Origin of the sequence: Bacillus sp. HMF5848 (genome assembly GCF_003944835.1) — a bacterium.
Lineage (GTDB): Bacteria > Bacillota > Bacilli > Bacillales > HMF5848 > HMF5848.
Genome location: NZ_RWIV01000001.1, coordinates 2,937,474 through 2,961,607, shown reverse-complemented (window position 1 = coordinate 2,961,607; position 24,134 = coordinate 2,937,474). Strand labels below are relative to the sequence as shown.

At 36.3% G+C, this 24,134-nt stretch carries 26 protein-coding genes; 21 read left to right on the top strand and 5 right to left on the bottom strand.

Annotated elements, in window-relative coordinates:
- Positions 1–79: 79 nt before the first annotated feature.
- The 7 genes from EJF36_RS14260 to tatC all read left to right on the top strand — a co-directional run bounded on the left by EJF36_RS14260 (position 80) and on the right by tatC (position 5,798).
- Positions 80–805: a potassium channel family protein gene (locus EJF36_RS14260; RefSeq protein ID WP_260471908.1), complete on the top strand. Its 726-nt coding sequence runs from the start codon at positions 80–82 to the stop codon at positions 803–805.
- Positions 806–1,241: 436 nt separating this feature from the next.
- Complete coding sequence (locus EJF36_RS14255) at positions 1,242–1,382, top strand: YrzI family small protein (RefSeq protein WP_125906962.1); 141 nt, start codon at positions 1,242–1,244, stop codon at positions 1,380–1,382.
- A gap of 28 nt (positions 1,383–1,410) precedes the next feature.
- Complete coding sequence (locus EJF36_RS14250) at positions 1,411–1,551, top strand: YrzI family small protein (protein ID WP_125906961.1); 141 nt, start codon at positions 1,411–1,413, stop codon at positions 1,549–1,551.
- A 469-nt stretch (positions 1,552–2,020) separates the two neighbouring features.
- On the top strand, positions 2,021–2,617 hold the full coding sequence (mobA, locus tag EJF36_RS14245) for a molybdenum cofactor guanylyltransferase (RefSeq protein WP_125906960.1): 597 nt from the start codon (positions 2,021–2,023) through the stop codon (positions 2,615–2,617).
- Positions 2,618–2,666: 49 nt separating this feature from the next.
- Positions 2,667–3,836 carry a TraB/GumN family protein gene (locus tag EJF36_RS14240; RefSeq protein WP_125906959.1) on the top strand — a complete coding sequence of 390 codons (1,170 nt, stop codon included), beginning with the start codon at positions 2,667–2,669 and terminating at the stop codon, positions 3,834–3,836.
- Positions 3,837–4,218: 382 nt separating this feature from the next.
- On the top strand, positions 4,219–4,914 hold the full coding sequence (locus EJF36_RS14235; RefSeq protein ID WP_125906958.1) for a Crp/Fnr family transcriptional regulator: 696 nt from the start codon (positions 4,219–4,221) through the stop codon (positions 4,912–4,914).
- A 137-nt stretch (positions 4,915–5,051) separates the two neighbouring features.
- Complete coding sequence (gene tatC / locus EJF36_RS14230) at positions 5,052–5,798, top strand: twin-arginine translocase subunit TatC (RefSeq protein WP_125906957.1); 747 nt, start codon at positions 5,052–5,054, stop codon at positions 5,796–5,798.
- Between the two features lie 326 nt (positions 5,799–6,124).
- Here the strand turns inward: tatC and moaC are convergent, their stop codons facing one another.
- Positions 6,125–6,625, bottom strand: coding sequence for a cyclic pyranopterin monophosphate synthase MoaC (moaC, locus tag EJF36_RS14225; RefSeq protein WP_125906956.1), 501 nt, complete (start codon positions 6,623–6,625; stop codon positions 6,125–6,127).
- A gap of 100 nt (positions 6,626–6,725) precedes the next feature.
- Here moaC and EJF36_RS14220 point away from each other — a divergent pair, with 100 nt between their 5' ends.
- From EJF36_RS14220 to EJF36_RS14195, 6 genes are all read left to right on the top strand, one after another.
- A complete protein-coding gene (locus EJF36_RS14220) occupies positions 6,726–7,988 on the top strand; it encodes a molybdopterin molybdotransferase MoeA (RefSeq protein WP_125906955.1) in 1,263 nt (420 codons plus the stop codon).
- Positions 7,976–8,506, top strand: coding sequence for a molybdopterin-guanine dinucleotide biosynthesis protein B (gene mobB, locus EJF36_RS14215; protein WP_125906954.1), 531 nt, complete (start codon positions 7,976–7,978; stop codon positions 8,504–8,506). Before EJF36_RS14220 ends, mobB begins: the two co-directional genes overlap by 13 nt.
- The gene (locus tag EJF36_RS14210) at positions 8,503–8,979 is read left to right on the top strand and encodes a molybdenum cofactor biosynthesis protein MoaE (protein ID WP_125906953.1); all 477 of its coding nucleotides are present in this window, start codon (positions 8,503–8,505) and stop codon (positions 8,977–8,979) included. The genes mobB and EJF36_RS14210 overlap by 4 nt, the downstream gene beginning before the upstream one ends.
- Positions 8,972–9,205: a molybdopterin converting factor subunit 1 gene (gene moaD, locus EJF36_RS14205; RefSeq protein WP_125906952.1), complete on the top strand. Its 234-nt coding sequence runs from the start codon at positions 8,972–8,974 to the stop codon at positions 9,203–9,205. Before EJF36_RS14210 ends, moaD begins: the two co-directional genes overlap by 8 nt.
- Before the next feature lie 94 nt (positions 9,206–9,299).
- Positions 9,300–10,316: a GTP 3',8-cyclase MoaA gene (gene moaA, locus EJF36_RS14200; protein WP_125906951.1), complete on the top strand. Its 1,017-nt coding sequence runs from the start codon at positions 9,300–9,302 to the stop codon at positions 10,314–10,316.
- 383 nt (positions 10,317–10,699) lie between these two features.
- Positions 10,700–11,323: a cell wall hydrolase gene (locus EJF36_RS14195; protein ID WP_125906950.1), complete on the top strand. Its 624-nt coding sequence runs from the start codon at positions 10,700–10,702 to the stop codon at positions 11,321–11,323.
- 263 nt (positions 11,324–11,586) lie between these two features.
- Here EJF36_RS14195 and sigK read toward each other — a convergent pair whose 3' ends face one another.
- Positions 11,587–12,312 carry an RNA polymerase sporulation sigma factor SigK gene (gene sigK / locus EJF36_RS14190; RefSeq protein WP_125906949.1) on the bottom strand — a complete coding sequence of 242 codons (726 nt, stop codon included), beginning with the start codon at positions 12,310–12,312 and terminating at the stop codon, positions 11,587–11,589.
- Positions 12,313–12,770: 458 nt separating this feature from the next.
- On the opposite strand from sigK, the gene EJF36_RS14185 reads away from it, so the two are divergent.
- From EJF36_RS14185 to EJF36_RS14155, 8 genes are all read left to right on the top strand, one after another.
- Positions 12,771–13,325, top strand: coding sequence for an RNA polymerase sigma factor SigX (locus tag EJF36_RS14185; protein ID WP_125906948.1), 555 nt, complete (start codon positions 12,771–12,773; stop codon positions 13,323–13,325).
- A complete protein-coding gene (locus tag EJF36_RS14180; protein WP_125906947.1) occupies positions 13,312–14,412 on the top strand; it encodes an anti-sigma factor family protein in 1,101 nt (366 codons plus the stop codon). Before EJF36_RS14185 ends, EJF36_RS14180 begins: the two co-directional genes overlap by 14 nt.
- A gap of 302 nt (positions 14,413–14,714) precedes the next feature.
- The gene (locus EJF36_RS14175; RefSeq protein WP_125906946.1) at positions 14,715–15,644 is read left to right on the top strand and encodes an ABC transporter ATP-binding protein; all 930 of its coding nucleotides are present in this window, start codon (positions 14,715–14,717) and stop codon (positions 15,642–15,644) included.
- Positions 15,631–16,500 carry an ABC transporter permease subunit gene (locus EJF36_RS14170; RefSeq protein WP_125906945.1) on the top strand — a complete coding sequence of 290 codons (870 nt, stop codon included), beginning with the start codon at positions 15,631–15,633 and terminating at the stop codon, positions 16,498–16,500. Before EJF36_RS14175 ends, EJF36_RS14170 begins: the two co-directional genes overlap by 14 nt.
- Before the next feature lie 357 nt (positions 16,501–16,857).
- On the top strand, positions 16,858–17,007 hold the full coding sequence (locus EJF36_RS22210; RefSeq protein ID WP_395940594.1) for an RAxF-45 family protein: 150 nt from the start codon (positions 16,858–16,860) through the stop codon (positions 17,005–17,007).
- A gap of 168 nt (positions 17,008–17,175) precedes the next feature.
- The gene (gene abc-f / locus EJF36_RS14165; RefSeq protein ID WP_125906944.1) at positions 17,176–19,056 is read left to right on the top strand and encodes a ribosomal protection-like ABC-F family protein; all 1,881 of its coding nucleotides are present in this window, start codon (positions 17,176–17,178) and stop codon (positions 19,054–19,056) included.
- A gap of 485 nt (positions 19,057–19,541) precedes the next feature.
- The gene (locus EJF36_RS14160) at positions 19,542–20,246 is read left to right on the top strand and encodes a Crp/Fnr family transcriptional regulator (protein ID WP_125906943.1); all 705 of its coding nucleotides are present in this window, start codon (positions 19,542–19,544) and stop codon (positions 20,244–20,246) included.
- A gap of 244 nt (positions 20,247–20,490) precedes the next feature.
- Positions 20,491–21,618 carry a TIGR04053 family radical SAM/SPASM domain-containing protein gene (locus EJF36_RS14155; RefSeq protein WP_125906942.1) on the top strand — a complete coding sequence of 376 codons (1,128 nt, stop codon included), beginning with the start codon at positions 20,491–20,493 and terminating at the stop codon, positions 21,616–21,618.
- A 56-nt stretch (positions 21,619–21,674) separates the two neighbouring features.
- On the opposite strand, the gene EJF36_RS14150 is transcribed toward EJF36_RS14155, so the two are convergent.
- The 3 genes from EJF36_RS14150 to ric form a co-directional block, all read right to left on the bottom strand.
- Entirely contained in the window at positions 21,675–22,379 is a 705-nt protein-coding gene (locus EJF36_RS14150; RefSeq protein WP_125906941.1) for a Crp/Fnr family transcriptional regulator, read from the bottom strand.
- A gap of 152 nt (positions 22,380–22,531) precedes the next feature.
- Complete coding sequence (locus tag EJF36_RS14145; RefSeq protein ID WP_125906940.1) at positions 22,532–23,230, bottom strand: Crp/Fnr family transcriptional regulator; 699 nt, start codon at positions 23,228–23,230, stop codon at positions 22,532–22,534.
- A 196-nt stretch (positions 23,231–23,426) separates the two neighbouring features.
- On the bottom strand, positions 23,427–24,122 hold the full coding sequence (ric, locus tag EJF36_RS14140) for an iron-sulfur cluster repair di-iron protein (protein ID WP_125906939.1): 696 nt from the start codon (positions 24,120–24,122) through the stop codon (positions 23,427–23,429).
- Positions 24,123–24,134 lie beyond the last annotated feature (12 nt).

Genomic DNA, 24,134 nt, shown 5'->3' with positions numbered 1-24,134 from the left:
TATTAAAAGGTATAGAAAGCTATTTCTATGCCTTTTTTTACGCTAAAATGTAAGTGGATAGTATTCGGAGGTGAGAAAATTGAGCAAGCGTATTTGGTATTATGAGGGTGTTATGCTGCTATTAGTTATCATATCAATTTCATTTATTTGGATAGAACACCCGCAGGCGCGTATTGCAGATTTTATAATTTGGCTAATTTTCCTAGGTGACTACGTAGTACGTTTACTGAAGGCTGATGAAAAGAAACTTTTTGTGAAAAAAAACATTTTTGACTTAATTGTTTTAATTCCGTTTGATTCCATCTTTAGGGTGGCACGTTTAGCAAAATTAATTCGTTTAATTCGTTTATTCTACATAGGATCTCGTTTTATAGGACCTGTGTATAATATATTAAAGACAAACGGCCTCCATAAAATCTTATCAGCTACGGTAATATTAATCTTTGTTTCTGCCATTCCAATATATTACTTTGAGCCTAATATAGAGACGATGGAGGATGCGTTGTGGTGGTCTGTAGTAACGGCAACAACGGTAGGATATGGAGATATTAGTCCATCAACTGCTGGTGGAAGACTCATTGCGATTGTATTGATGATATTTGGTATAGGGCTAGTTGGTATGATTACAGGCTCTATTGCTACCTATTTTTTACAAGGACATGAAAAAGAAGTAGACCGCGAGATTCACTTTGTTCAGCAACAGTTAAGTCGCTTTGATGAATTGACATCACCTGAACTAACGACTATTGTTCAAATTTTAGAGGGCAAACGTGAACAATTAGAGAACCGACAAAAGATTACATAGATTTTGGAAAAAAAGGGTTTACTTTACGGAAAATAATGGCTATAATGACAATGTAAGAAAAATCACACAAGGAGGTCGAATCAAATGATTGTAGCAACTGTATATTGTTTAGCTAATAAAATTTCATATGTAAATATCTATTCGACCACTATAGGGAATTGTGTGTATTAATTTGTCTTTATAACTAAAACATTCAACCACAATGCCACAGGGAGAATAGTGTCCTTGTGGCTTTTTATATGTAACCTATGGCCGCAGGGGGCATTTCCTTGTGGTTTTTTTGTGCTTAAAAAAGGAGGAGAAACCAATGATTAAAAATGACGGCACTTAGAGACTGGAACCGGAAGGAGGTGAGCATCTATGATGCATATGTATATTGAATTATCGCTGTTATTTCACTTTTTCCAAAAGAGAAGAAAAGAGGAGGGTTTCCGTTATGACGCTTAACATATTTTTTGTAACAATTAAAATTGAAAAGCGCAAGCAGTCAATTGATGAACTACAACATTTAGAAAATATAAAAAAAGCACACGAAAAAATTGCCGAAAAGCACAGTGAATTGTTCCCTATCATGTAATAAATAAATGTGAAGGGAGGGATAAGCAATGACACTAAACATTTTATTTTTTACCATTACGATTAAACGCCGTCATATGACGTTAGAGGAAGTAGTACATTACGAAAATATTAAAAAGAATCGTGAAAATATTCAAGAACGTATTACGACAATGTTTCCCAATCTATAATTACTATTTTTAAAAATAAAACGAAAAGGAGAGATAAAAAATGAACATGACTAAATTTGAAGTGATGAACAAGATAAAACTAAAGGAAGATTCTACCTAGTTATAATAATTAAGGAGGAATCAGAATGATTTCATTAAGAGTTTTGTTACTTACACTATATGCAAAAGATGTTTTATTAAAATTTGAGAAAAAAAACAGATGATATTATGGTGCTAGGCTGAAGCTTAGCACCTTTTTGTGTTGTTTACTTTATTTTTACTATAAAGCAAGTGTAAAATTAAATGAAACTCCGGAATCGCGAGGAAACCCGTATGATTTAATAATGTAATCATCCGTTGTTAAGTGAACTACTCACCACTTAGCTACGCTTGAAGAAGGAGACTTCTTGGCTAGCTTCGATAATTTATTGAGCAATGCCGCATGTAATTATGATAGAATTAAGGTTAATTGTACTAAAGGAGAAGCGAAATGAATGCAAGTGTTATTATACTCGCTGGTGGGCAGTCCCGCAGAATGGGAACAAATAAAGCATTGCTATCGTTTGATGGTAAATCAGTCATACAACTTTTAATCAATCGGTTTTCTCATGACTTTCAAGATATTATAGTAGTAACGAATGAACCTCATTTATATACAACTTTTCCAAACGTAACTGTTACGACAGATGAATATTATCGAGAAGGACCGCTAGCAGGAATTCATGCGGGGTTATTACTATCTTGTAATGAAAAAAATGTTGTGATTGCTTGTGATATGCCATTTGCTACTCCCCAACTTGCTTACAATATGCTACTTTCATGTGACAGTTATGATGCGGTCATTCCTAAACTTGATGAGAGAATTCATCCATTATTTGCTTGTTATCGAAAAAGTACAAGTCATATTATAGAGACACAATTGCAACATGGTAAAAGAAAAATGATGGAGTTCTTGCAGCTATTAAATGTAATCTATATGGATGAAACGGATTTGAAAATAGAAAAAGAACTTTTACAAAAAAATCTTTTTAATATGAACGATCAAAAGGCGTATAACGAAGCAATACAAATGTATGAACAAAACTAAACTATATAGAACATCATAAGATGTCTAATAAAAAAGGAAGAGAGTCAATATGACAGAAGAGAATATTACAAGATTACAAATAGATAGTAAAGAAATTATTATCATTGGGACAGCACACGTATCAAAACAAAGTGCTGAGCAAGTAAAAGAAGTGATAGAATTAGAGCAGCCCGATACGGTATGTATTGAATTGGATGATCAGCGATATCAGTCGCTTAAAGACGAGGATAATTGGAGTAAGATGGATATCTTTAAAGTAATAAAGGAAAAGAAAGCGACGTTATTACTCATGAATCTTGTCATTTCATCTCATCAAAAACGATTAGCAAAACAGTTTGGTATTAAACCAGGACAAGAGATGATACAAGGGATAGAGTCTGCTGAGCAAGTTGGTGCGAAGTTAGTGTTGGCGGATAGAAATATCCAAATAACGTTTGCACGTATTTGGGGTGGAATTAGTTTCTGGGGAAAAATGAAGCTAATGACTGAAATAATTGCTAGTATTTTTAGCAATGAAAACATTACAGAAGAAGACTTGGAGCAATTAAAGTCAAAAGATATGCTAGACTCCATGCTAAGTGAATTTTCGAGAGCATTTCCTCAGTTGAAAAAACCATTAATTGATGAACGTGACCAATACTTGGCACAAAAAATTAAAGAAGCTCCAGGGGAAAAAATTGTAGCTGTAGTAGGTGCGGCTCACGTGCCTGGCATAAAGACACAGATTACAAAGGACCATGATTTAAAGCTGTTAAGACAACGTCCTACAAAATCTAAAGCGCCAAAAATTATTGCTTGGATGATTCCGATTTTTATTATTGGTGTAATATTATATACTTTTTTCTCTAACCCTACTGTAGCGTATCAACAGACAATAAGCTGGGTGCTGTGGAATGGTACATTTTCAGCAATTGGTGCAGCTATTGCCTTTGCACATCCATTAGCAATACTTACTGCCTTTGTTATTGCGCCTATAAGCTCTTTAAATCCGTTAATGGCGGCCGGATGGTTTTCAGGACTTGTGCAGGTGTATTTTAGACGACCGAATGTAGAGGATTTTGTAAGTTTATCAGATGATGTAACGTCTGTTAAAGGATTTTTTAATAATAAAGTAACAAGAATACTGCTTGTAGTTGTATTAACAAACTTAGGAAGTACGTTAGGTACGTTTATTGGTGGTGCCGATATAGTACGATTGTTTTTTGATAAAATAGCATAATTTTATTTAAACGCAGAAGGCTGGCCTTTTTATTATTTAAAAGGTTGGCTTTTTTTTTTGGCCAATGTGACCAATGGGAAAGTATAAAATTTTGTCTTAATTCATACTTTCCTAACGCATATGGTGTAGCATCTGCTATCAGTCTGTGAAGTGTATCACATTAAATTCAACAATATTGTGAAAGAAAATATGTATGATTTATGACAAAAGCTTTGTTCATATTCATACCGTAATACATTTCTAATAAAATCATGGTAGATATATAATAATCTCATCGAGAGCTTACATTTTATTGAAGTAATAGGTTCTAAACCCTCAGAAAATGATAGTCACTTAATGTAAGTACTATTAGTGGGGAAAACAAAGATTGTAGGTGATTAATATGAATGAATTAAAGCCAACATCAACGATACAATTAAACGAATTATTGAAGCACGCAGATTATATCACCCCTTTACGTAAAGGAAAGTATATCTTCCAAGAAGGTATGGATGCACATGAGGTTTATATTATCCGTAAAGGTCGTGTGCAAATAAGTAAGATTACGAACGATGGAAAAGAACTTTGCTTACGTATTTGTCAACGAGACGATATTTTTGGTGAACTCACGTTATTTACAGATAATCCGAAATACTTGTTGAATTCTAAAGTGATTGAAGATGGTGAAGCAGCTGTTATATACAAAGAAAACCTAGAGCGTTTGCTTTTTGAGAATAGTCAATTTGCATTTGAATTCATGAAGTGGATGAGTGATCATTTTCGAAAAACACAAACAAAATTCAGAGATTTGTTGTTAATGGGGAAAAAAGGGGCATTATATTCAACGTTAATTCGCTTGTCTAACAGCTATGGGACGAAAAAACCAGATGGTATTCATATTAACATTCCATTAACTAATCAGGAACTAGCCAATTTTTGTGGAACAACACGTGAAAGTATCAATCGAATGTTAAATGAGCTAAGACGCAATAACATATTATCAATCAATCAGGGGAAAATTACAATTCACAATTTACAATATTTAAAAGAAGAAATTAAATGTGAAGAATGTCCGGCTGAATATTGTAGCATCGAATAGCCAATTTATAAATTTTGTAAAATTAGTGAACCGTTATATAGGTCTTTTTTTTCGACTATTTTAGGGCTATACTATAGTAAGTATAAATAGTATTAATAGCTATTATACAAAATACTATTGCAGGTAAGGTGTGGCATATGGAAGATAAAAGCATGAATTTAGTTGACCATTTAGATGAGCTTAGAAAACGAGTTATCATTTCATTGGTAGCTTTTATCACATTTTTTATTGTTAGCTTCATTTATGTACAGGATATATATAATTGGCTCGTTCGAGATTTAGAATTTAATTTAACAGTGCTAGGACCTAGTGATATTTTGTGGGTTTACTTTATGTTATCAGGAGTGGCAGCTATTATTGCTTCAATTCCTGTCATTGCATTTCAAGTATGGCTGTTTGTTAAGCCGGCTTTACACCCACATGAACGTAGATTGGCATTAGGCTATATTCCCGCGTTGTTTTTACTTTTTATATTAGGTCTTTGTTTTGGATATTTTGTTATATTACCAGTTATTATGGATTTTCTAGTAGGCTTAGGCAGTGATATGTTCGAAACAATGTTTACAACGGAAAAGTACTTTCGTTTTGTATTACACATGACTATACCTTTTGCTGTTCTATTTGAATTGCCAATTGTCGTTATGTTCTTAACAAGTCTAGGGATTATAAATCCATATGTAATGACACGAATTCGAAAATATGCTTACTTTGTATTAATTGTAATTTCTGTTTCTATTTCACCACCAGATTTTATTTCTGATTTCCTTGTGACCATCCCATTACTAGTATTATACGAACTTAGTATTGGTCTTTCTAAAATTGTCTATAAACGTAGGCAAAAAAGATTGGCTAAAGAAGAAAAAGAGTTCGCAGTATCAGAATAGGGGAAAGAAACTGCACAAAAAAACCGCTGATTGATGTGTACCCCAAAAGTTAGACGAACTAATTCTAACTCTTGGGGTGTTTTTGTGGTCAAATAGGATTTAAAAGGAAATTAGTTGAAGCTTATTTATGTGGTGAAGGTGCATATGCTTTCTTGGCTACTAGATTTGGAATTAAAAGTAAAACCAATATAAGGAAATGTAAGTACGTTCCAGTGCCTTGCCCCTCGAAGTCTTAAGCCGCCCCCCTCCGGAGGTAGGCCCTTCCTGAGGAGTACGTCTTAAGCTAATAGGAGCTGAGCAAGGCGGCGCTTGCACTTTTCTGATTACTAAAAATGAATTTCTTTTTCCATTTCAAAGTCGCCATTTTTACCACCGGTTTTTTTCTGTAAATAGGTAGGCCCAATAATCATACCTTTATCTATTGCTTTACACATATCATACACGGTAAGCGCGGTAGCGGAAGCAGCTGTTAAAGCTTCCATTTCAACCCCAGTACTACCAATTGTCTTTACATAGACAGTAATAATTAGTTTATAGTCATTATCATCGCGTTCTTCCCAAGTGAAGGAGATGTCCACACCTCGCAGAATAATAGGATGACACATAGGAATAATGTTTGATGTTTGCTTGGCAGCCATGATACCCGCTACTTGAGCAACTGCTAAAACATCTCCTTTTTTATTTTGTTGCTTCGTAATGTTTTCATAAATTGCTGTCGAGACAATGATACTTGCTGTGGCAATTGCAATTCGTTCCGTTTCGCTTTTGTTACTAATATCGACCATCTTGGCACGGCCTTCTTCGTTAAAGTGTGTAAAATCTTTCATAATATTCACCTCTATGTAAATATGCTATGCTAGGGGTAGTATAGCATATTATAATAAAAAGTTATGATTTTTTCTTGAAGATTGAGGAGTGATTGGATCCATGATTGAAAAAAGACAACCAGTTGCTGTTAAAGAAGCAGTGGAAAGAGTCATGAAATACGCAAAACCAGGAACACAGGAGGTAGTCACAATAGAAGAAAGTTATGGTCGATATTTAGCAGAAGATTTAATTGCGACACATAATGTTCCTCCATTTGACCGATCGCCATTAGATGGTTTTGCTATTATCGCAGAAGATACAATAGAAGCTAATAGTCACAATCCAATAGAGCTAGAAGTTGTTGATTGTATAGGAGCAGGAGCTGTTTCAAAGAGTCTTGAACGTGGTCAAGCTGTTAGAATTATGACTGGTGCACAAATGCCAGAAGGTAGTAATGCTGTTATTATGCTCGAGCTTACTAAGGAAGTTGTAAAAAACGATAAAACATATGTTGTTATTAAAAGAAGACTACACCCAGGAGATAATATATCCTTTGAGGGTGAAGATACTCAAATTGGAGCTTTACTTGCTAAAAAGGGAGATATAATCAACCCTGGAATAAAAGCACTACTTGCTACATTTGGATACAGTAGGGTACATGTTGCAAAAAAACCAATTGTAGGACTATTTGCTACAGGGACAGAGCTGCTAGATGTGAATGAAGAGCTAGTGCCCGGAAAAATACGAAATAGCAACGCTCATATGATAACAGCGCAGATTGAAAGAGTGGGAGCTATACCGAAATACTTTGGTAAGCTAGCAGATGACTTTGAAGCTTGCCACGAAGCTGTAAAAGAAGCAATAGATAAAGTGGATATACTAATTACAACCGGTGGCGTGTCGGTAGGAGACTACGATTATTTACCAGCTATTTATGATAAATTAGGTGCGACCGTATTATTCAACAAGATTGCTATGCGCCCTGGAAGTGTAACAACTGTTGCACAAAAGGATGGTAAGCTTTTATTTGGGTTGTCTGGTAATCCGTCAGCCTGTTACGTAGGTTTTGAGTTATATGCTAGACCTGTTATTAGAACGATGATGTATAGTAGCATGCCTCATTTGAAAAACACGAAAGCAGTGCTACAAGTGGATTACCCAAAACCGAATCCATTTACTAGATTCGTGCGTAGTGCGCTATCCTATGATAATGGAATGATCACGATTCAACCTAGCGGGTTTGATAAATCGAATGCTGTTTCGTCACTTGCAAAAGCTAATGCTCTTATGGTATTGCCTGGTGGAACACGCGGGTATGAAAAAGGTGCTATCGTAGATGTCTTACTTTTAGAGGACAATGAAGGATCCGAATGGCCGTGGTAGATAAGCAGATACCTATACTACAAATAGTTGGGTACCAAAATAGTGGGAAAACTACCCTTACAACAAAAATCATTGAATTGCTATCAAGTGAAGGACTGAGAATAGGGGCATTAAAGCATCATGGTCATGGAGGAACACCGTTAGATTTGTCTCTGTCTAAAGATTCAACTAAGCATAAGCAGGCTGGTGCGTTAGTGGCTGCAGTTGAAGGAGAGGGAACGATACAAATAACGGCGTCCACACCTTCATTTTCTATTAAGAGCATATTGAAATTATACGAGGCTCTCGAGGTTGACATGATAGTTGTTGAAGGATATAAAAAGCTAACATATCCGAAAATTATAATGGTGAAAAGTAAGGAAGACTTTCAATCACTCATGCAATTAAACAATGTAGTGGCATGTATTTCTTGGATAGATTTAGCTAGTGTAAAAATGAAAAACGTTCCGATATTCATGATACAAGATGAACAATTATTTATGAATTGGATTAATAACTATATAAGGAGTCTACTATGAATGAGAAGCTTTTTGAAATCACAACGAATCCCATTAATATAGAACACGTAACGAATAAAGTTGTTTGTCGAAATGCAGGAGCTATTACAACCTTTATTGGTACGGTGCGTGAATTAACAAAAGGAAAAAAAACACTATATCTAGAGTATGATGCTTATGTGCCAATGGCTGAAAAGAAGCTTGAACAGATTGGTAATGAAATAAAGGAAAAATGGGGCAAAGCAAAGGTTGCGATTACCCATCGAATCGGGCGGCTTGATATAACAGAGATCGCGGTTGTGATTGCTGTTTCTACACCTCACCGTAAAGATGCATATGAAGCAAATGAATATGCCATTGAACGGATTAAAGAAATAGTACCTATTTGGAAAAAAGAATTTTGGGAGGATGGCGAATCATGGATTGGGGATCAATTAGAAACAAAGGCATACCCGCAAGGACATCCACCAAAAGAGGAGGGATTTGATGATTAATATTTTACTATTTGCTCATTTACAGGAAGCCGCTGGTAAAGAGAGGATAACATTAGATATTTCTTCAACGACAGTAAAAGAACTGTTACAATTATTAAAAAGTGAATATAATTTACAAGGGCTAAATAGTGTAATGGTTGCTATTAATGAAGAATACGCCCTAGAAGATGATACGATTAAAAATGGTGATACTGTTGCCTTAATTCCACCAGTAAGTGGTGGGTAAATAGTTCTGTGATAATTGTAACTGTATGGTCTCACAGGATATTTTACAATAAAATAAAAGCTAATTAATTTTGGCTACCTGGGGAGAAGAAAATATGAAGGGTACTAAATATATAGATACGTTAAAGCGACCGCTTAAAGACTTACGAATATCAGTTACTGACCGTTGTAATTTTCGTTGCTCATATTGTATGCCAGCGGAAGTGTTTGGACCTGATTTTGCTTTTTTACCGCGCAGCGAGATGTTGAATTTCGATGAGATAAAGCGTCTAGCAACAATATTTGTACATCTAGGCGTTGAAAAAGTAAGGCTCACAGGTGGCGAACCATTAATGCGTAAGGATTTACCATTACTGGTTTCAATGTTAACAAGCATTGAAGGCCTCCGCGATATTGCTTTAACAACGAACGGGATATTTTTACCTAAACATGCAAAAGCTTTGAAGGATGCGGGCTTAAAAAGAGTAAATGTAAGCTTAGATGCTCTTGATAGCGACCTATTCCAGCAAATTAATGGTCGTGGTGTTCAAGTGAAGCCTGTTTTAAAAGGTATAGATGCTGCAAGAAGAGCGGGTCTTGGTGTTAAGATAAACATGGTTGTAAAAAAAGGGTTAAATGACTCGCAAATTTTACCGATGGCATCGCATTTTAAAAATGAGGGCATAACCCTCCGCTTTATAGAATTTATGGACGTAGGCAGCACAAACGGTTGGAATTATGAACAGGTCATTTCCAAAAAGGAAATTCATAATCTAATTCATAATGAATATCCACTTGAGGTTGTTGAAGGACAAGTATATGGTGACGTAGCTAAGCGATATCGTTATGTAGGAACAAACACTGAGGTTGGTTTTATATCATCAGTTACAGAAACATTCTGCTCAAGCTGTACACGTGCTCGTATTTCCACAGAAGGAAAACTGTATACATGTTTGTTTGCTGAAACTGGATTTGATATTCGCAAACTATTACGCGATGACGCCATGACTGATGAAGACATAAGTGATGCTATCGTGAAAGTTTGGGAGCGTCGGGCAGATAGATATTCAGATGAACGAACCGAAGAAAGCGCTCGTAAAAGAAAAATAGAAATGTCGTATATAGGTGGTTAACACGCAGTCCTAGCAAATCTAGGGCTGCGTATTTCTTTTAACGGCAGACTGGGGACGGTTCTTGTGCTTCCTTTCTTAAGATAATAATCACGGCAGCCTAACTTACATATTGTTTTTCACATTTTCAGTCCAATATTGTTGTGTGTAATTATTACTAAGAAAGGGATAATCTGTATAAGTTTAGCTATTTTTAATGGAAATACAATCTATAATATATAAAACTGTAAAACTACCTTCTGGATTGACTTTGAATTGTTACGCTGTAATATAAATGAAATAATAATGAAAAAAATTCCTAGTCATACCATGTTTTGTACATAGAAGATTACTAGTTTTCTTGATAACCTAGTAATTGTGAAGGACAACTTCAGGAGGTAATAAAGATGAAAAAAACTTTTAAAACGATAAAGAAACTATTAATTACGTCAGCGCTTACACTATCAATCTTCTCAATTAATCAAATTAATGCAGAAGCAGCAGCTTCATATAACTATTATAAAGTCCAGTCAGGTGATACATTCTGGAACTTATCTAAGAAATTTAATGTCTCAATGGACGCTATTAAACAATCAAATAATCGTTCGAATTACTCGCTGTATGCTGGAGAAACAATTAAAATACCACACACACACACAACTGTTACTCAATCAGAAAAATATTTGCTTGCACAGATTATCCACGCTGAGGCTGAGGGTGAATCATATGCTGGTAAAGTAGCAGTAGGTACAGTTGTTTTAAATCGTGTTGATAGCGATCTGTTTCCTAATAGCATTAAGGGTGTAATTTATCAGGTGGATAATGGCTATTATGCGTTTTCACCAGTTAAAGATGGTCGTTTATATAATCAACCGTCCGCCGCATCTATGCGTGCTGCTGAAGAAGCACTTGCATTTCGTGGACAAGGGTCAGGATCATTATTTTTTTATAATCCTAGCAAAACGTCAAACCAATGGCTTCGTGCTCGAGAAACAACTGTTGTAATTGGAAACCATGTTTTTGCAAAATAACAATGTGAGGGCATCTTCCTTAGGAGGATGCCCTTGTTATTTCAGTAACGAAGAGAAATTCTGACTAGACTGCTGTGTAGATCTAGCTCATTCGAACGAAGAGCTTGCCATGATTTTCCTAAATTGTAGTTTCAATTAAAAATATTGTATTGTCGTAACTTGAGATACTTCGGCGTCTTTTACGATAAGCTCCATACGAATAAGCGATTTACTAAAAAAACTCGTTGGCTATCATTCATAGACGGGCACTTACGCCTTTATTATCATTTCTTTGACCTCTTACGGCGCTTTTCTTTTTCATGACGATAAAACTCATGAAACATCTTCATTAAAGCACGCTTCTCAATACGCGATACATAAGACCTCGAAATGCCTAACTCTTTCGCAATTTCTCGCTGCGTTTTTTCTTTTTGCAAATCAAGACCAAAGCGTCCGACAATAACCTCTTTTTCACGATCATCGAGAATATCAATATATTCACGGATTTTCTCAAGCTCTAAATTAAGCTGAATGGTTTCAATAACATCTTCATTTTCCGATTTTAATACATCAATCAGTGATATTTCATTTCCCTCTTTATCCTGTCCAATCGGATCATGAAGGGAAACATCTTTTTTTGTTTTCTTTAGAGCTCGTAAGTGCATCAAAATTTCATTCTCAATACAACGAGCGGCATACGTCGCTAATTTTGTTCCTTTTCCTTGTGAGAAGCTTTCAATAGCTTTTATTAAGCCAATAGTCCCTATTGAAATCAGGTCCTCAGAGTCCTCTCCGGTGTTTTCAAATTTTTTAACGATATGAGCAACAAGTCGAAGATTATGTTCTATTAAAATATTGCGAGCATGGTCGTCTCCTTGTTCAAGCAGCTTTAAGTACTTTTTTTCCTCGCTCGCTGACAAAGGTTGTGGGAAGGCATTGTTTTTAATGTACGCCACTAATAGAAAGATTTCCTTAACCATATACCCAAGTGCAGCTAGTATCCCTGACATTCCTTCACCTCCACAAGAGTTCAGTAGGCAAAAGCCTATATTTCAATCTTATGAGGTTATAGTGACAATTGTGTCTGTCCATATGAAAAAGGACAAGACCTTAGCAGTTTATTAAACAGAGTAATCTATACAGATGGTCCATTGATTTGCTGCGAGGCTTGAGATAATAAAAATAATTAATAGATGTAAACATCCCTTCCACAATCATTACTAAAAGTGAGTATCTCAACTTATAAATAGGTCAGTTATTATATTTGTGAATACTAAAGAAGCTGAGTCACGAATTAGAGTGAAAATATAAAAAAAGCAAAATTTAAAGCCTTGCTACTGCCTCGCATCTCTTTTCCAGCTTCCATATCAGAAATGGTAAAATGTTAGAGAACTAATTATTTTTCTGTCACGAACTCCCTCTTTCTGGTGTCTATATAGTGAGAGCTTTCACGAGAGGGGGAAGTTGGGTGGAGGTGAAGGCTGTTTTGCAAAATAACCCTAAAAATCCTCTTACAAATGATGAGTTTGAGGCTGTGTTTCGAGAGTACTATCCGTTTGTTGTGCGAAAGGTGATATTGATAGTAAAGGAGCAAGCGATTGCTGAGGATATTGCACAAGATTCTTTCGTTAAGCTGTATCATGCGGACAGTCGTATAGATAACCTACCAGCATGGCTTACAAAGGTGGCTAACAATACAGCTTATAACTATATTCGCTCGGAAAAACGTCATCGTGCTCGTTCAGAAAAAGAATTCGTATTTGCTGAGAAACAGATTGAATCGGCAGCAGATACATATGAAAAGCAGGAAGATATTCATAGCATTCAACATGCGTTAAGCAATCTTCCAGATAAGGAAAGAACGCTTCTTCTCATGAGATATGCGGGCTTTAGCTATGCGGAGATTGCTAAGAGTATAGGGCGAGAAGCATCATCAATTGGCACGCTGCTAGCAAGAGCAAAACAGCGTTTTAAAAAAAGCTACATAGCCATGAAAGGAGCGTGGTCCGATGAATTGTCATGACATCGGTGAGCTACAAGCATATTTAGATGGAGAGTTAAGTCGTGACACGAAGAAACACATCATGAAGCATTTAGAAGGGTGTGCGGCATGTAGACATACTTTGGAAGAACTACAGCAAATTGATGTGCTTTTAAAAGAAAAGGTGGAGCTTGATATAGATGCAGCCTGGCAATCATTTCAAGGCAAACTAGAAGAACCACCATTACAATCTCAAAAACGAAAAGGATGGTTTTATATGAAAAAAACTACAAGACGTTGGCTCATTACAAGTGCTGCTACTGTGACCATTTTCAGTTCATTTGCCTTTCCGCAGGTGCAAGCAGCTGCCAATCAATTTTTATCGTTATTTCGTGTTGACCAACTAGAAATGGTAAAGTTGACGCAGGATGATGTGCAGGAGATCGAGAATTGGGTTCGTGATAATGAAGCGGGTACAATGGACATCAAAGGTATTGGTAAAATTGAAATGGAAGAATCAACAGGAGATCAGACTTTTTACGATACAAAAGAAGCCGCTGAAGAAGCAGGATATGATGTGTCGACGTTATCAGACTTCGATATAACGGGTGTGCATGTTATGCCAGCCTCAACGCTTACATTCACACTAGATGTAGAAAAAACAAATAAATTACTACAGCAATTAGGGTCTGAAAGTAAATTCGAAGAGACATTAGATGGCGAAGCATTCTCTGTACGAACTTTCGATACTGTGCGTACAGATTACATTAAAGGGAATGAAACTGTATCGTATATTCTGACACAATCACCAGAGATTTCGGTACCTAACGAAGTGTCTATTGTGGAGTTAAGATCAACACTTCTATCTCTGCCTTTTTTACCTGAAAATGTGAAGCAACAAATTGCGAGTATTGATGATATTGAGAGCACACTACCGATACCATATGTCGAAGAAGAAGGGAAAACGGTGAACGATGTAACTGTAGCGGGCAACGCCGGTATTGCGGTGGAAGCAGATCAATATCGTCATCTTGTATGGCAAGAAAACGAGAGCATTCATATCTTGCAATCGCACAGTGATGTAACAATACAGGAATTAATAGATCTCGGGTTACAATTGAGCAAATAGGCAGGAAATTTCGTCATAAACTAGAAAAGTATATAGATATAGAAGGGCTACTTATCGGTGGCCTTTTTTTAGAAAACAGAATAGTGATTATAACGTGGATGTGGCAAGCACCAGTGCCTAGACAGTTTTCATCCTTTAATAGAATGATGAATACCTTGAGAAAACGAAAATTTACGAAAATGTATTTTTGTAGGTCCGAAGTCATAAGCCGTTTTCTAAAAAGGGTGTCCCTTCATGCGGATGCGTCATGCTCGTTGGAGCTGATCAAGGTGCTGTGCTTTTCTAAAAGCTGGGAGGACTGTATGGGATTAATAGAAACGAGGTCATTAACCAAAACATACAATGGGATGGGTGGCATTAAAGACGTTACATTAAATATTGAGGAAGGCGTCGTGTACGGATTTTTAGGTCCGAATGGGTCAGGGAAAAGCACATTTGTCCGCACTCTTCTCGGGCTTTTACAGCCGACAAGTGGCGAGGGCTTTATTTTAGGTAAACCAATTGGTACCCCTCAATCTGGTGAAAAAGTTGGCTATTTGCCAGAACTCTTTCGCTATCCCGACTGGCTCACGGGGAGAAAGCTGTTAGAGATTCACGCCGAATTGTGTCACATACCAGTTCGCGAAAGAAAAAAACGTATCGACGAAGTGATACATCTTGTCGGCATGGAAGGTCGTGCTACCGGAAAGATTCGAGGCTTTTCAAAGGGTATGTCGCAACGAATTGGTCTTGCTTGTGCGATTTTAAACGATCCGAAGGTGATTTTTTTAGACGAGCCAACGTCAGCTCTAGATCCGATTGGGAGAAAAGACGTCCGAGACCTCATGCTGTACCTACGAGATCAAGGAAAAACTATTTTTCTTAATAGCCACTTGCTACATGAAGTAGAATCAGTGTGTGATCACGTATCGATTGTTCATCAAGGGGAGATGATTGTGCAAGGACCATGGCGAGAGCTCATGATGATCGAAGCACAAGTAGAAATCGTGGTAGCCGAGGTGCTACCTCACCTTCCTACCTTTGTCACATCTCTGAAAAAAGTAAAAGAAGATGGAGCAAGGACTCGTTGGAGTGTGCAAGTAGAACAGGAAGAAGATATTCCTACTCTCATCCACTATTTGTCAACAAATCGGATAGCTGTGTATGAAGTAACGCCGATTACCCCTCATTTGGAGGATGTGTTTATACACTGGATCAACCGGAAAGGGGAGAATGCAAATGTGGACAATTAGTAAGCTTACCTTTCGTGAAATTCTTTCTAAACGTATTTTTTTAATTACGATGATTATGACGGCTGTATTTATTGCACTTTATGGTACAGCTATTTATTTTATTGTCAAAGAAACAGACGGGGGCATGCACGGGATGAGAGGCATGGATGCGGCCATGATGCAGCAGTTTATTTCGTCTCAACTGTTAGGAGTCGGGTTATATTTTTCTTCATTTATTATCGCCCTTCTTGCAATCTTATCTAGTGTTAGTGCAGTCTCTAGTGAAGTGCAAAGTCATCAAATTGATACGTGGCTCATGCGCTCGATTACAAGACGAGATTTCGTATTAGGAAAAGCTGTTGGCCTCAACATATTAATGATTATATATGCAATGGGATTATTTTTCTCGATTATCTTCGTACATCAAACAATAGGTGGAGACGGACTCGACTTACAAATAACAGCCGCACAGATGCTACAGGCTGTTAGTGTGTTTATCATCATGCCTTTTATTTTAGTGTCCTTTGGTATTTTATTAAGTACACGCATGACGACTCTCAATGCAGGAATTGTAGCGATTATCTTATATGGCGCTTCCTTTATTGGTGGATTTGTGGAACAAGTGGGGGCTCTATTAGAGAAAGGTGCTGTGACGAATATTGGCATTATTATGAGTCTCGTGTTTCCTGTTGATTCTATGTATAGAAAAATGACGATCTTCTTACTTGATAGCTCGTCAAGTCCGTTGTCTATTGCACAAGGTGGCATTTTCACAAGTGTATCAATGCCTAGCAACGTGATGGTTGGATATGCGGTACTATATGGAGTCGGAGCAATTCTTTTGTCGATTTATAGCTTTCGTAAACGAGATGTGTAAAATGATGAAAGTTTTGTGGTTTTAGTGGAATAACCTTCCACATAACAAAAGATTACGATCAGTTATAGAACTCCCCGAACGGAAAAGCCCATTTCCTTTAGGTGTGGGAGTGTCAGGCCACTTATTCTGTTTACTGTGTCAATATATCATGGCTCTCATTTTCATACATATTATTAATAGAAAATTTTCTCAAGGAAAAATACTCCTTTGTAGATTTTTGTTTGTAAAATAAGAATAACAGTAGGATTTTTTCTGTTTCGTACATCCGCCTTTAGCAACAATGGTCTTATTGTAAAAACATTCCTATACATGTATAATATAGGAAGAATATTTGAACGGTAAAGGAGGTGTTAAGAGATGTTTAGTTCTGTTGCAAGCACGAAGTTAATGAATTTTTTATACTTATGTCGTGCGATTTTTGATGCATATTTTGTGCAAGGGGGTAGTCTGCCCTTTTTTAGCAATCGCATAGAGCAACAGAATGAATATTCTCTTAACCGTATTTAAAGAAAACTGTAACGTGATTTTGAGGCGAACGGCTATGCACTGTGTAAGTGGCTAGCTACACAGTGCAAGTCTATGAGGCTAGGCCTGTCTCATTTTTTCGCAAATAGTTACCACGGGTGGAGTATATACCCGTGGTTTTTTATTTATAAAAAAAGGATCGTGATATATATGATAACAGTAGCAATGCAATCAGTTAGTAAAATGTTCGGTGGACATTTAATATTTGAAGACCTTTCCTTGGAGATTAAGGAAGGTGAAACTGTCGGATTGGTGGGCCCGAATGGATGTGGCAAAACGACAATTTTTAAGTTAATAGCAGGCCTAGAAGACGTTGACAACGGAGCAATACATTTGAAAAAGGGAACGAACGTAGGGTATCTTGCCCAGATTCCTGAGTATCAAGAAGACAAGACTGTTCAAGAAGTGCTAGAGCTTGCGTTTGATGAAGTGAAAAATATTGAAGTCGAAATGAAAAAGCTAGAACAAGAAATGGCTACAAGTAATGATGCGATATTAGATAGAATTTTGATTCAATATGGAGCGCTACAGGAGCAGTTTACACGGTTAGGTGGGTATGAAGCAGATGCAGAGATAAAGGCAGTAGCGAACGGTCTATCCTTAAGCGCATTACTTAATAATTCTTTCGCGTTGTTAAGTGGGGGTGAAAAAACTAAGGTGAGTCTCGGGCTTTTGCTATTACAAAAACCTGAACTTCTTTTACTCGATGAGCCAACAAATCATTTAGATGTAAGTGCAATCGAATGGTTAGAGCAATATATTAAGCATTACTCCGGTACTACAATTGTAATTTCACATGATCGGTATTTTCTTGATGAGGTAGTAACATCTGTGTACGAGCTGGAGGATGGTATCATTCAGATGTATGAAAAGCATAATTACTCTGAATATGTAAAAGCAAAGGAGCAGAGTCTGCTAGAAGAATTTGCAGCTTATAAGGAGCAGCAAAAGGTAATAAAAAAGATGAAAGAAGCCATTCGTCGTTTACGGCAGTGGGCACACGAAGGAGATAATGAAAAATTTTATAAAAAAGCAAACAGTATGCAGAAAGCTCTGGATCGAATGGAAAAAATCAAGCGTCCGATACTTGAGCGAAACGCAATTAATTTACAATTTGATATGACAGATCGAAGTGGCAAAGATGTGTTTGTATTTAAAGATGTGTGTAAATCTTATGATAATAAGCAGTTATTTAATAATGTAAGCTTTGTTGTGTGGCATAAGGATAGGGTTGCCATTGTTGGGAACAATGGAACAGGTAAGTCTACACTGTTAAAAATGATTTCTGAATCTGTGAAGGCTGATAGTGGATATGCTCATGTAGGTAGTAATGTAAAAATAGGCTATCTTTCTCAAACTTCCCCATTTACTGATGAATCACAAACTATAATTGATGCCTTTCGTGATGAAGTTTATGTCACGGAGGGGGAAGCACGACAAATATTGGCGAAGTTTTTGTTTTATGGAGGTACTGTTTTCAAAAAAACATCTGGGCTTAGCGGTGGAGAACGTATGCGATTACGCCTAGCGCAGCTGATGTACCAGGATATAAACACACTTGTCCTTGATGAACCAACGAATCATCTTGATATTCAATCACGAGAAGTTCTTGAGGAAGCTTTGAATGAGTTTGATGGGACAATATTTGCAGTGTCTCATGACCGCTATTTTCTTAATAAGCTATTTACGAGAATATTGTGGTTAGAAAACGAGAGTGTTGTGGAGTATATTGGGAATTATGATGAAGCTAAATTGAAAAAAATACAGCTAACAAATGAACAACCAACTAGACAAAGAGTCGAAATTCAACAAACAAAAACGCAAAATAATCATCAAAAGCAACGAACAAACAGACAATGTTCACAAGATAATATTGAAAAGCAAATAGAGGATTTAGAGCTTAAAATAGAAAAAATAGCTGAAGATATGTTAAACATGCAGAATTTACAAATACTAGTTGAATTACAAGCTAAGAAGGAAAACCTTACTAAAGAATGTGAGGATTTATATCGGAAATTAGTTGAAGCGTAACAAAGATAGGGAGACGTGCTATTCTTTTTAAACGATAAAGAAAGAAGTTTGTATGCTTTCGCTTTGCTTTTCATAGTTAGAGCCGCCTACGTAGTGGGCGGCTGACATATTTATAAACTATTAGCTTGATCATTGCCATCAGGACTAATATCGGTAGCCACTAATAAGGCAATTGTAACAGTAATAATCATTCCAAATACGTAGCTTAACATGCAGTAATCCCTCCTATTGACTGGTATTTACTGTTACTTTATCACAATTGAAATAGGAGCAACGTAAGCGTCTGTGACTATTTTGTTAAACCTTTGTTCGTTACTTCACATAAGTTTCATATTAATAGTGTTGGAAAAAATAAACATCGTCTACTATTATGTTCTATAAAATATCTTTTTTTATCTTAAAAAGTGAGTCTAAACGATTAGGCTTTTAAATAGTAGTAGGTTTCTTTATACTTGTTATAGATATGAGTAGAAGAGGTTGATATCATGAATAAAGTTAATATTGCTTTGATTTTGCGCAATTTTTCAATATTTAAAGAGTTAACAGATGATGAGCTACAAAAAATAGTAGAAGTTACACAAACGAGAGAATTCCAAAAAAATAGTCATGTCTTTATGCAAGAAGAATCTATGTCAACAGTGTATTTTATTGAGGAAGGTATTATAAAAATATATCGAATTGACTTCAATGGTCGTGAACAAATTGTGTCAGTTTTACGTGAAGGAGAGATGTTTCCTCACATTGGCTTTTTCAAGAAAGGGAATTATCCTGCTAATGCTATTGTTGTAGAGCGTGCTAAGCTTATAGCAATATCTGTTAGTGATTTTGAGCAAGTCCTATTAAACTATCCTGAGGTTTCTGTGAAGCTGTTTCGTGTAATGGGAGAAAAAATAATTGATCTGCAAAATCGTTTAGAAGCACAAATACTAAATAATATTTATGAACAAGTAATAAAATTGTTGCTTCGTCTCGGTCAAACGCATGGTAGTAAAGGAGAAAATCATAAAACTACATTATCTACATATTTTACGAATAAGGAATTAGCTAATATGATTGGTTCCACACGTGAAACGGTGAGTCGAACAATCACAAAGCTAAAGAAAAAGGAGTTAGTAACGACAAACGAGGAAGGAAACTTTGTTTTGGAAACGTCATTATTAAAAGAAGAACTTTATAACGAGCTAGACTAAATTTAGAGCCTCGTAACTTAATGGGGCTCTTTTACTTACATAAACTTGAATGGTTGAATAAACTAAGTCTTATTGTCTCCAAAAACTAGCGTCCTGCTTCACTCGTTCGATATCTTGATGTGGTACAACTGACGGTCAATTTTTCCATGGATACAACACTCATATACAACAATGTGATGGGTATCACATCAAACTACCTTCACTCTAGTTAAAATGAAAGTAATGACTGCGGAGGTGGAGGATTATGTTTGATAGAGATTTCAACAAACATCCATTTATAGTAATTTGGGAGCTTACGAGAGCATGCCAGTTAGCTTGTTTGCATTGTCGTGCAGAAGCGCAATACAAGAGAGATCCAAGAGAATTGACTTTTAAAGAAGGTAAAAAGCTAATTGATGAAATATACAATGACTTGGGTAACCCGCTTCTAGTTTTCACTGGTGGCGACCCATTAATGAGACAAGACGTATATGATATTGCTGATTATGCTATTAAAAAAGGCGTTCGTGTTTCAATGACACCTAGTGCCACGCCAAACGTTACAAAAGAGGCTATAGAGAAGGCGAAAGAGGTAGGTTTAGCACGCTGGGCATTTAGTCTAGATGGTCCAACTGCTGAAATTCATGATCATTTTAGGGGTACGAGTGGTTCATTTGATTTAACAATGACATCCATTCAATACTTACATGAATTGAAAATTCCTATTCAGATTAATACTGTTATTTCTCGTTACAACATCGATGTGTTAGATGAGATGGCAAAGCTTGTCGAGGATTTAGATTGTGTTCTATGGAGTGTGTTTTTCCTTGTACCGACTGGACGAGGGAAAGATTCTGATATGATTTCACCTGTACAGCATGAGAAGGTGTTTCAATGGCTATATGATTTAAGCAAGCGCGTGAAGTTTGACATTAAAACAACCGCAGCGCAGCATTATCGTAGAGTTGTTATTCAGAATAAGATGCGTGAGAACAAAAGTAAAGCAGAACAGATTCGCTATCAAGATGCGCTTATGCAAGGGAAAACAGGACAATTTGATGGACTTGGACGTGCGCCTAAAGGTGTTAATGATGGGAATGGTTTTGTATTTGTCTCTCATATTGGAGATGTATATCCAAGTGGACTGCTACCAGTAAAAGCTGGTAACATACGTGATTCATCCTTAACAGAAATATATCAAAATTCACCCATTTTTAAAGAGTTAAGAAACCCTGATGCATTTAAAGGAAAATGTGGTGTTTGCGAGTATCGACACGTATGTGGCGGCTCGCGTTCAAGAGCATACGCCATGACTGGGGATTATATGGAGAGTGAACCGTTTTGTGTTTATATTCCAAAGGCTTTACGAACTAAACAATCTAATATTTTATAGCTAAAAGAGGCTATCCTTTAACGGATAGCCCTATAGTGATGTGGAAATGTACTTTATTAGTCAATCGTACAATATACAATAGGACAGCGTTCGCAGTTGATCTCATCCTTTAAGTATTCAAGATCATGTATAGTTATTTTTAATTTATCAATTGAAATAACACCTTGCTTGCGGAGGTCACTCAGCATCCGATTTGTTCCTTCTCGGCTAGTTGCACAGAAGTTTGCAAGCTCTTGGTTTGTAAGTGGAATATCTATAAGAATACCATTTTCCGTTTTCACACCATACGTATTTGTGAGCCTTATAAGGGTTGAGTATAGAGCTCCTTTTTTACCATTAAGTACTAAGTCGCGGAATTTTGTTTGCGTTTTGCGAAAATGATCGCTCATCCACTTCATGAACTCAAACGCAAGTTTTCCATTCTCCATAAGTTTTTGCTCTAACTGTGATTTTTTTATGACCGAAGCCTCTCCCGCTTCTAACACCTTTGCATTAAGTAAATACGTAGCCTCATCAGAAAATAAAGTAAGTTCTCCCACTAAATCATCCTTGGAACAAATTCGCAATGTTAGCTCGCGACCATCAGCGTTCATCTTGCTTATTTGAACTCGTCCGCTTTCTAATAAGAAGATGTCTGCAGCTTTTTCACCTTCTTGAAATAAAAACGTCCCTTTTTTAATTGGAATCTTCACACTTGCACTCTGTAAAAGCTCCTTTAATTGGTCCGAAATAATAGGTGCTGTAGTTTCGTGAGATAACATTATTATCACCTTTCTAAAAAGGTTTATAGTAGAAAACCCTTTACTATAATTAAACTTGAAATTGAAGATTCTTTCAATGTTTTTTTATGTTAATAATAAAAAATACAGATAAAAGCCTAAATAAACAGTTTCTTATATTGGAGTTCTTAGTGTCATGCAAAATGCTGCAATTTATACAGCGTACAAAACTCACACCAGTTATTAATGATAATCTTCTTTTCTTTAACGTCGATTATTTTTTCCCTTTTTAATCGCGAAAATACACGACTCACACTTTCACGTGTGGCACCAATCATATTAGCAAAATCCTGTACAGTTAGGGGTAACTCAATTTGCACACCAGATTGTATTTTTGTACCGAATTCGTTAGCTAACCTATCTAATGTTGAGATAGTTTTTCTATGAACATCAAGCAAAGCTACATCCCGAAGAGTATCTGTAAATGTTCGCAATTGTCTACTCATATACCGAACCATTACTACACCAAGCTCTGGGTGTTTCATCATCTCATCCTCAAGATCAGCAGTTTTAAGTAGCAGTATGTCACCATCGGTTTGCATTTGTGCAGTCGCGGGATAGGTTGTCCCTACTTCTGCGAACAAACAAGCCTCTGCAAAAATATCTCCAGTTTTTTTTATACACACTATAAGCTCGCGGCCAGAACTATCTCCTTTTGTTAACCTAACAATACCGGACTTAATAAAGCAGACTCCCTGTGCTTCATCATGTTCAGTAAACAAAATCTCTCCTTTTTTATAGCTAACTGTTTGAATGCAGCTTGCAATACGGTTTAACGTGTTTAATGGTATCTCATGGAAAATAGGAAGCTTCTGTAGAAATAATCCACTCATACTAATGAGGCACCCCTTCTTGAAGTTGTTGAACATATAATTTAATCAGCTCTATGGGCATTTAACAAATATTAAAGTAATGGTATGTAATAAGTAGGATTTAAATATAGCTGAAATTATTATACATACGAAACTAAGATGATAAACAGGAAACTTCAGGTGGTTACCTGAAGTTTCGAATGAAACATAATACTATTTATACAAATCTTTTGAAAAGAACATTATTCTCTAAATGAACGTGAGCAAACATATCCGATTCTAGATCTTCTAAGCGCTTATAAACTGTTTGGTATGTTCGGCAAGCGCCAGGAGGTAATGTATAATCGTTTGTAACTTCTCTTAATTTTTTTAGTAAGTCACCAGCCTCATCATGTTCTTGTTCCATATCAGTAATTAACTTAGCGATATTAGTCTTTGACTCTGCATTGTTCGCTTCGTCATATGCTAAAATGGAAGGGAATAATTTTGTTTCTTCTTGCATTAAGTGCTGCTCAAGCTCAGTTTTTAACTGGTTGTAATAAGTGTGAACTTTCACTAAATGAGGATGGTGTCCTCCATGGACTCGAAATACTTTTGTTATATAAGGACTTAAATTTGGAAGTTCTTCATATAAAAATTGGTGATGGCGCGTAACAACATAATCAATAATATCTGCATTGCTTTTCTCTGCCCAATTTATATCACGATCATCTGATTCTTCATACGCTGCAATAAGAGTGTTCAATGTGTTTAATATTTCTGATGCATCGACACCTCGTTCTTCACACGCTTCTGAAATAGGTTTATTACCACCGCAGCAAAAATCAATTCGATTCGCCTTAAATATATCACTAGCTTTAGGGAATATAGTAACGATATCGCCCACTCTTGATTGTTCAGTAAATGTTGTCATGTGTACAACCTC

Bases quoted from the DNA above. Each gene is read 5' to 3' on its own strand.
- EJF36_RS14255 (WP_125906962.1), top strand. From the start codon at position 1,242: ATGACGCTTAACATATTTTTTGTAACAATTAAAATTGAAAAGCGCAAG.
- EJF36_RS14250 (WP_125906961.1), top strand. From the start codon at position 1,411: ATGACACTAAACATTTTATTTTTTACCATTACGATTAAACGCCGTCAT.
- mobA (WP_125906960.1), top strand. From the start codon at position 2,021: ATGAATGCAAGTGTTATTATACTCGCTGGTGGGCAGTCCCGCAGAATG.
- EJF36_RS14240 (WP_125906959.1), top strand. From the start codon at position 2,667: ATGACAGAAGAGAATATTACAAGATTACAAATAGATAGTAAAGAAATT.
- EJF36_RS14235 (WP_125906958.1), top strand. From the start codon at position 4,219: ATGAATGAATTAAAGCCAACATCAACGATACAATTAAACGAATTATTG.
- tatC (WP_125906957.1), top strand. From the start codon at position 5,052: ATGGAAGATAAAAGCATGAATTTAGTTGACCATTTAGATGAGCTTAGA.
- moaC (WP_125906956.1), bottom strand. From the start codon at position 6,625: ATGAAAGATTTTACACACTTTAACGAAGAAGGCCGTGCCAAGATGGTC.
- EJF36_RS14220 (WP_125906955.1), top strand. From the start codon at position 6,726: ATGATTGAAAAAAGACAACCAGTTGCTGTTAAAGAAGCAGTGGAAAGA.
- mobB (WP_125906954.1), top strand. From the start codon at position 7,976: ATGGCCGTGGTAGATAAGCAGATACCTATACTACAAATAGTTGGGTAC.
- EJF36_RS14210 (WP_125906953.1), top strand. From the start codon at position 8,503: ATGAATGAGAAGCTTTTTGAAATCACAACGAATCCCATTAATATAGAA.
- moaD (WP_125906952.1), top strand. From the start codon at position 8,972: ATGATTAATATTTTACTATTTGCTCATTTACAGGAAGCCGCTGGTAAA.
- moaA (WP_125906951.1), top strand. From the start codon at position 9,300: ATGAAGGGTACTAAATATATAGATACGTTAAAGCGACCGCTTAAAGAC.
- EJF36_RS14195 (WP_125906950.1), top strand. From the start codon at position 10,700: ATGAAAAAAACTTTTAAAACGATAAAGAAACTATTAATTACGTCAGCG.
- sigK (WP_125906949.1), bottom strand. From the start codon at position 12,312: ATGTCAGGGATACTAGCTGCACTTGGGTATATGGTTAAGGAAATCTTT.
- EJF36_RS14180 (WP_125906947.1), top strand. From the start codon at position 13,312: ATGAATTGTCATGACATCGGTGAGCTACAAGCATATTTAGATGGAGAG.
- EJF36_RS14175 (WP_125906946.1), top strand. From the start codon at position 14,715: ATGGGATTAATAGAAACGAGGTCATTAACCAAAACATACAATGGGATG.
- EJF36_RS14170 (WP_125906945.1), top strand. From the start codon at position 15,631: ATGTGGACAATTAGTAAGCTTACCTTTCGTGAAATTCTTTCTAAACGT.
- EJF36_RS22210 (WP_395940594.1), top strand. From the start codon at position 16,858: ATGTTTAGTTCTGTTGCAAGCACGAAGTTAATGAATTTTTTATACTTA.
- abc-f (WP_125906944.1), top strand. From the start codon at position 17,176: ATGATAACAGTAGCAATGCAATCAGTTAGTAAAATGTTCGGTGGACAT.
- EJF36_RS14160 (WP_125906943.1), top strand. From the start codon at position 19,542: ATGAATAAAGTTAATATTGCTTTGATTTTGCGCAATTTTTCAATATTT.
- EJF36_RS14155 (WP_125906942.1), top strand. From the start codon at position 20,491: ATGTTTGATAGAGATTTCAACAAACATCCATTTATAGTAATTTGGGAG.
- EJF36_RS14150 (WP_125906941.1), bottom strand. From the start codon at position 22,379: ATGTTATCTCACGAAACTACAGCACCTATTATTTCGGACCAATTAAAG.
- EJF36_RS14145 (WP_125906940.1), bottom strand. From the start codon at position 23,230: ATGAGTGGATTATTTCTACAGAAGCTTCCTATTTTCCATGAGATACCA.
- ric (WP_125906939.1), bottom strand. From the start codon at position 24,122: ATGACAACATTTACTGAACAATCAAGAGTGGGCGATATCGTTACTATA.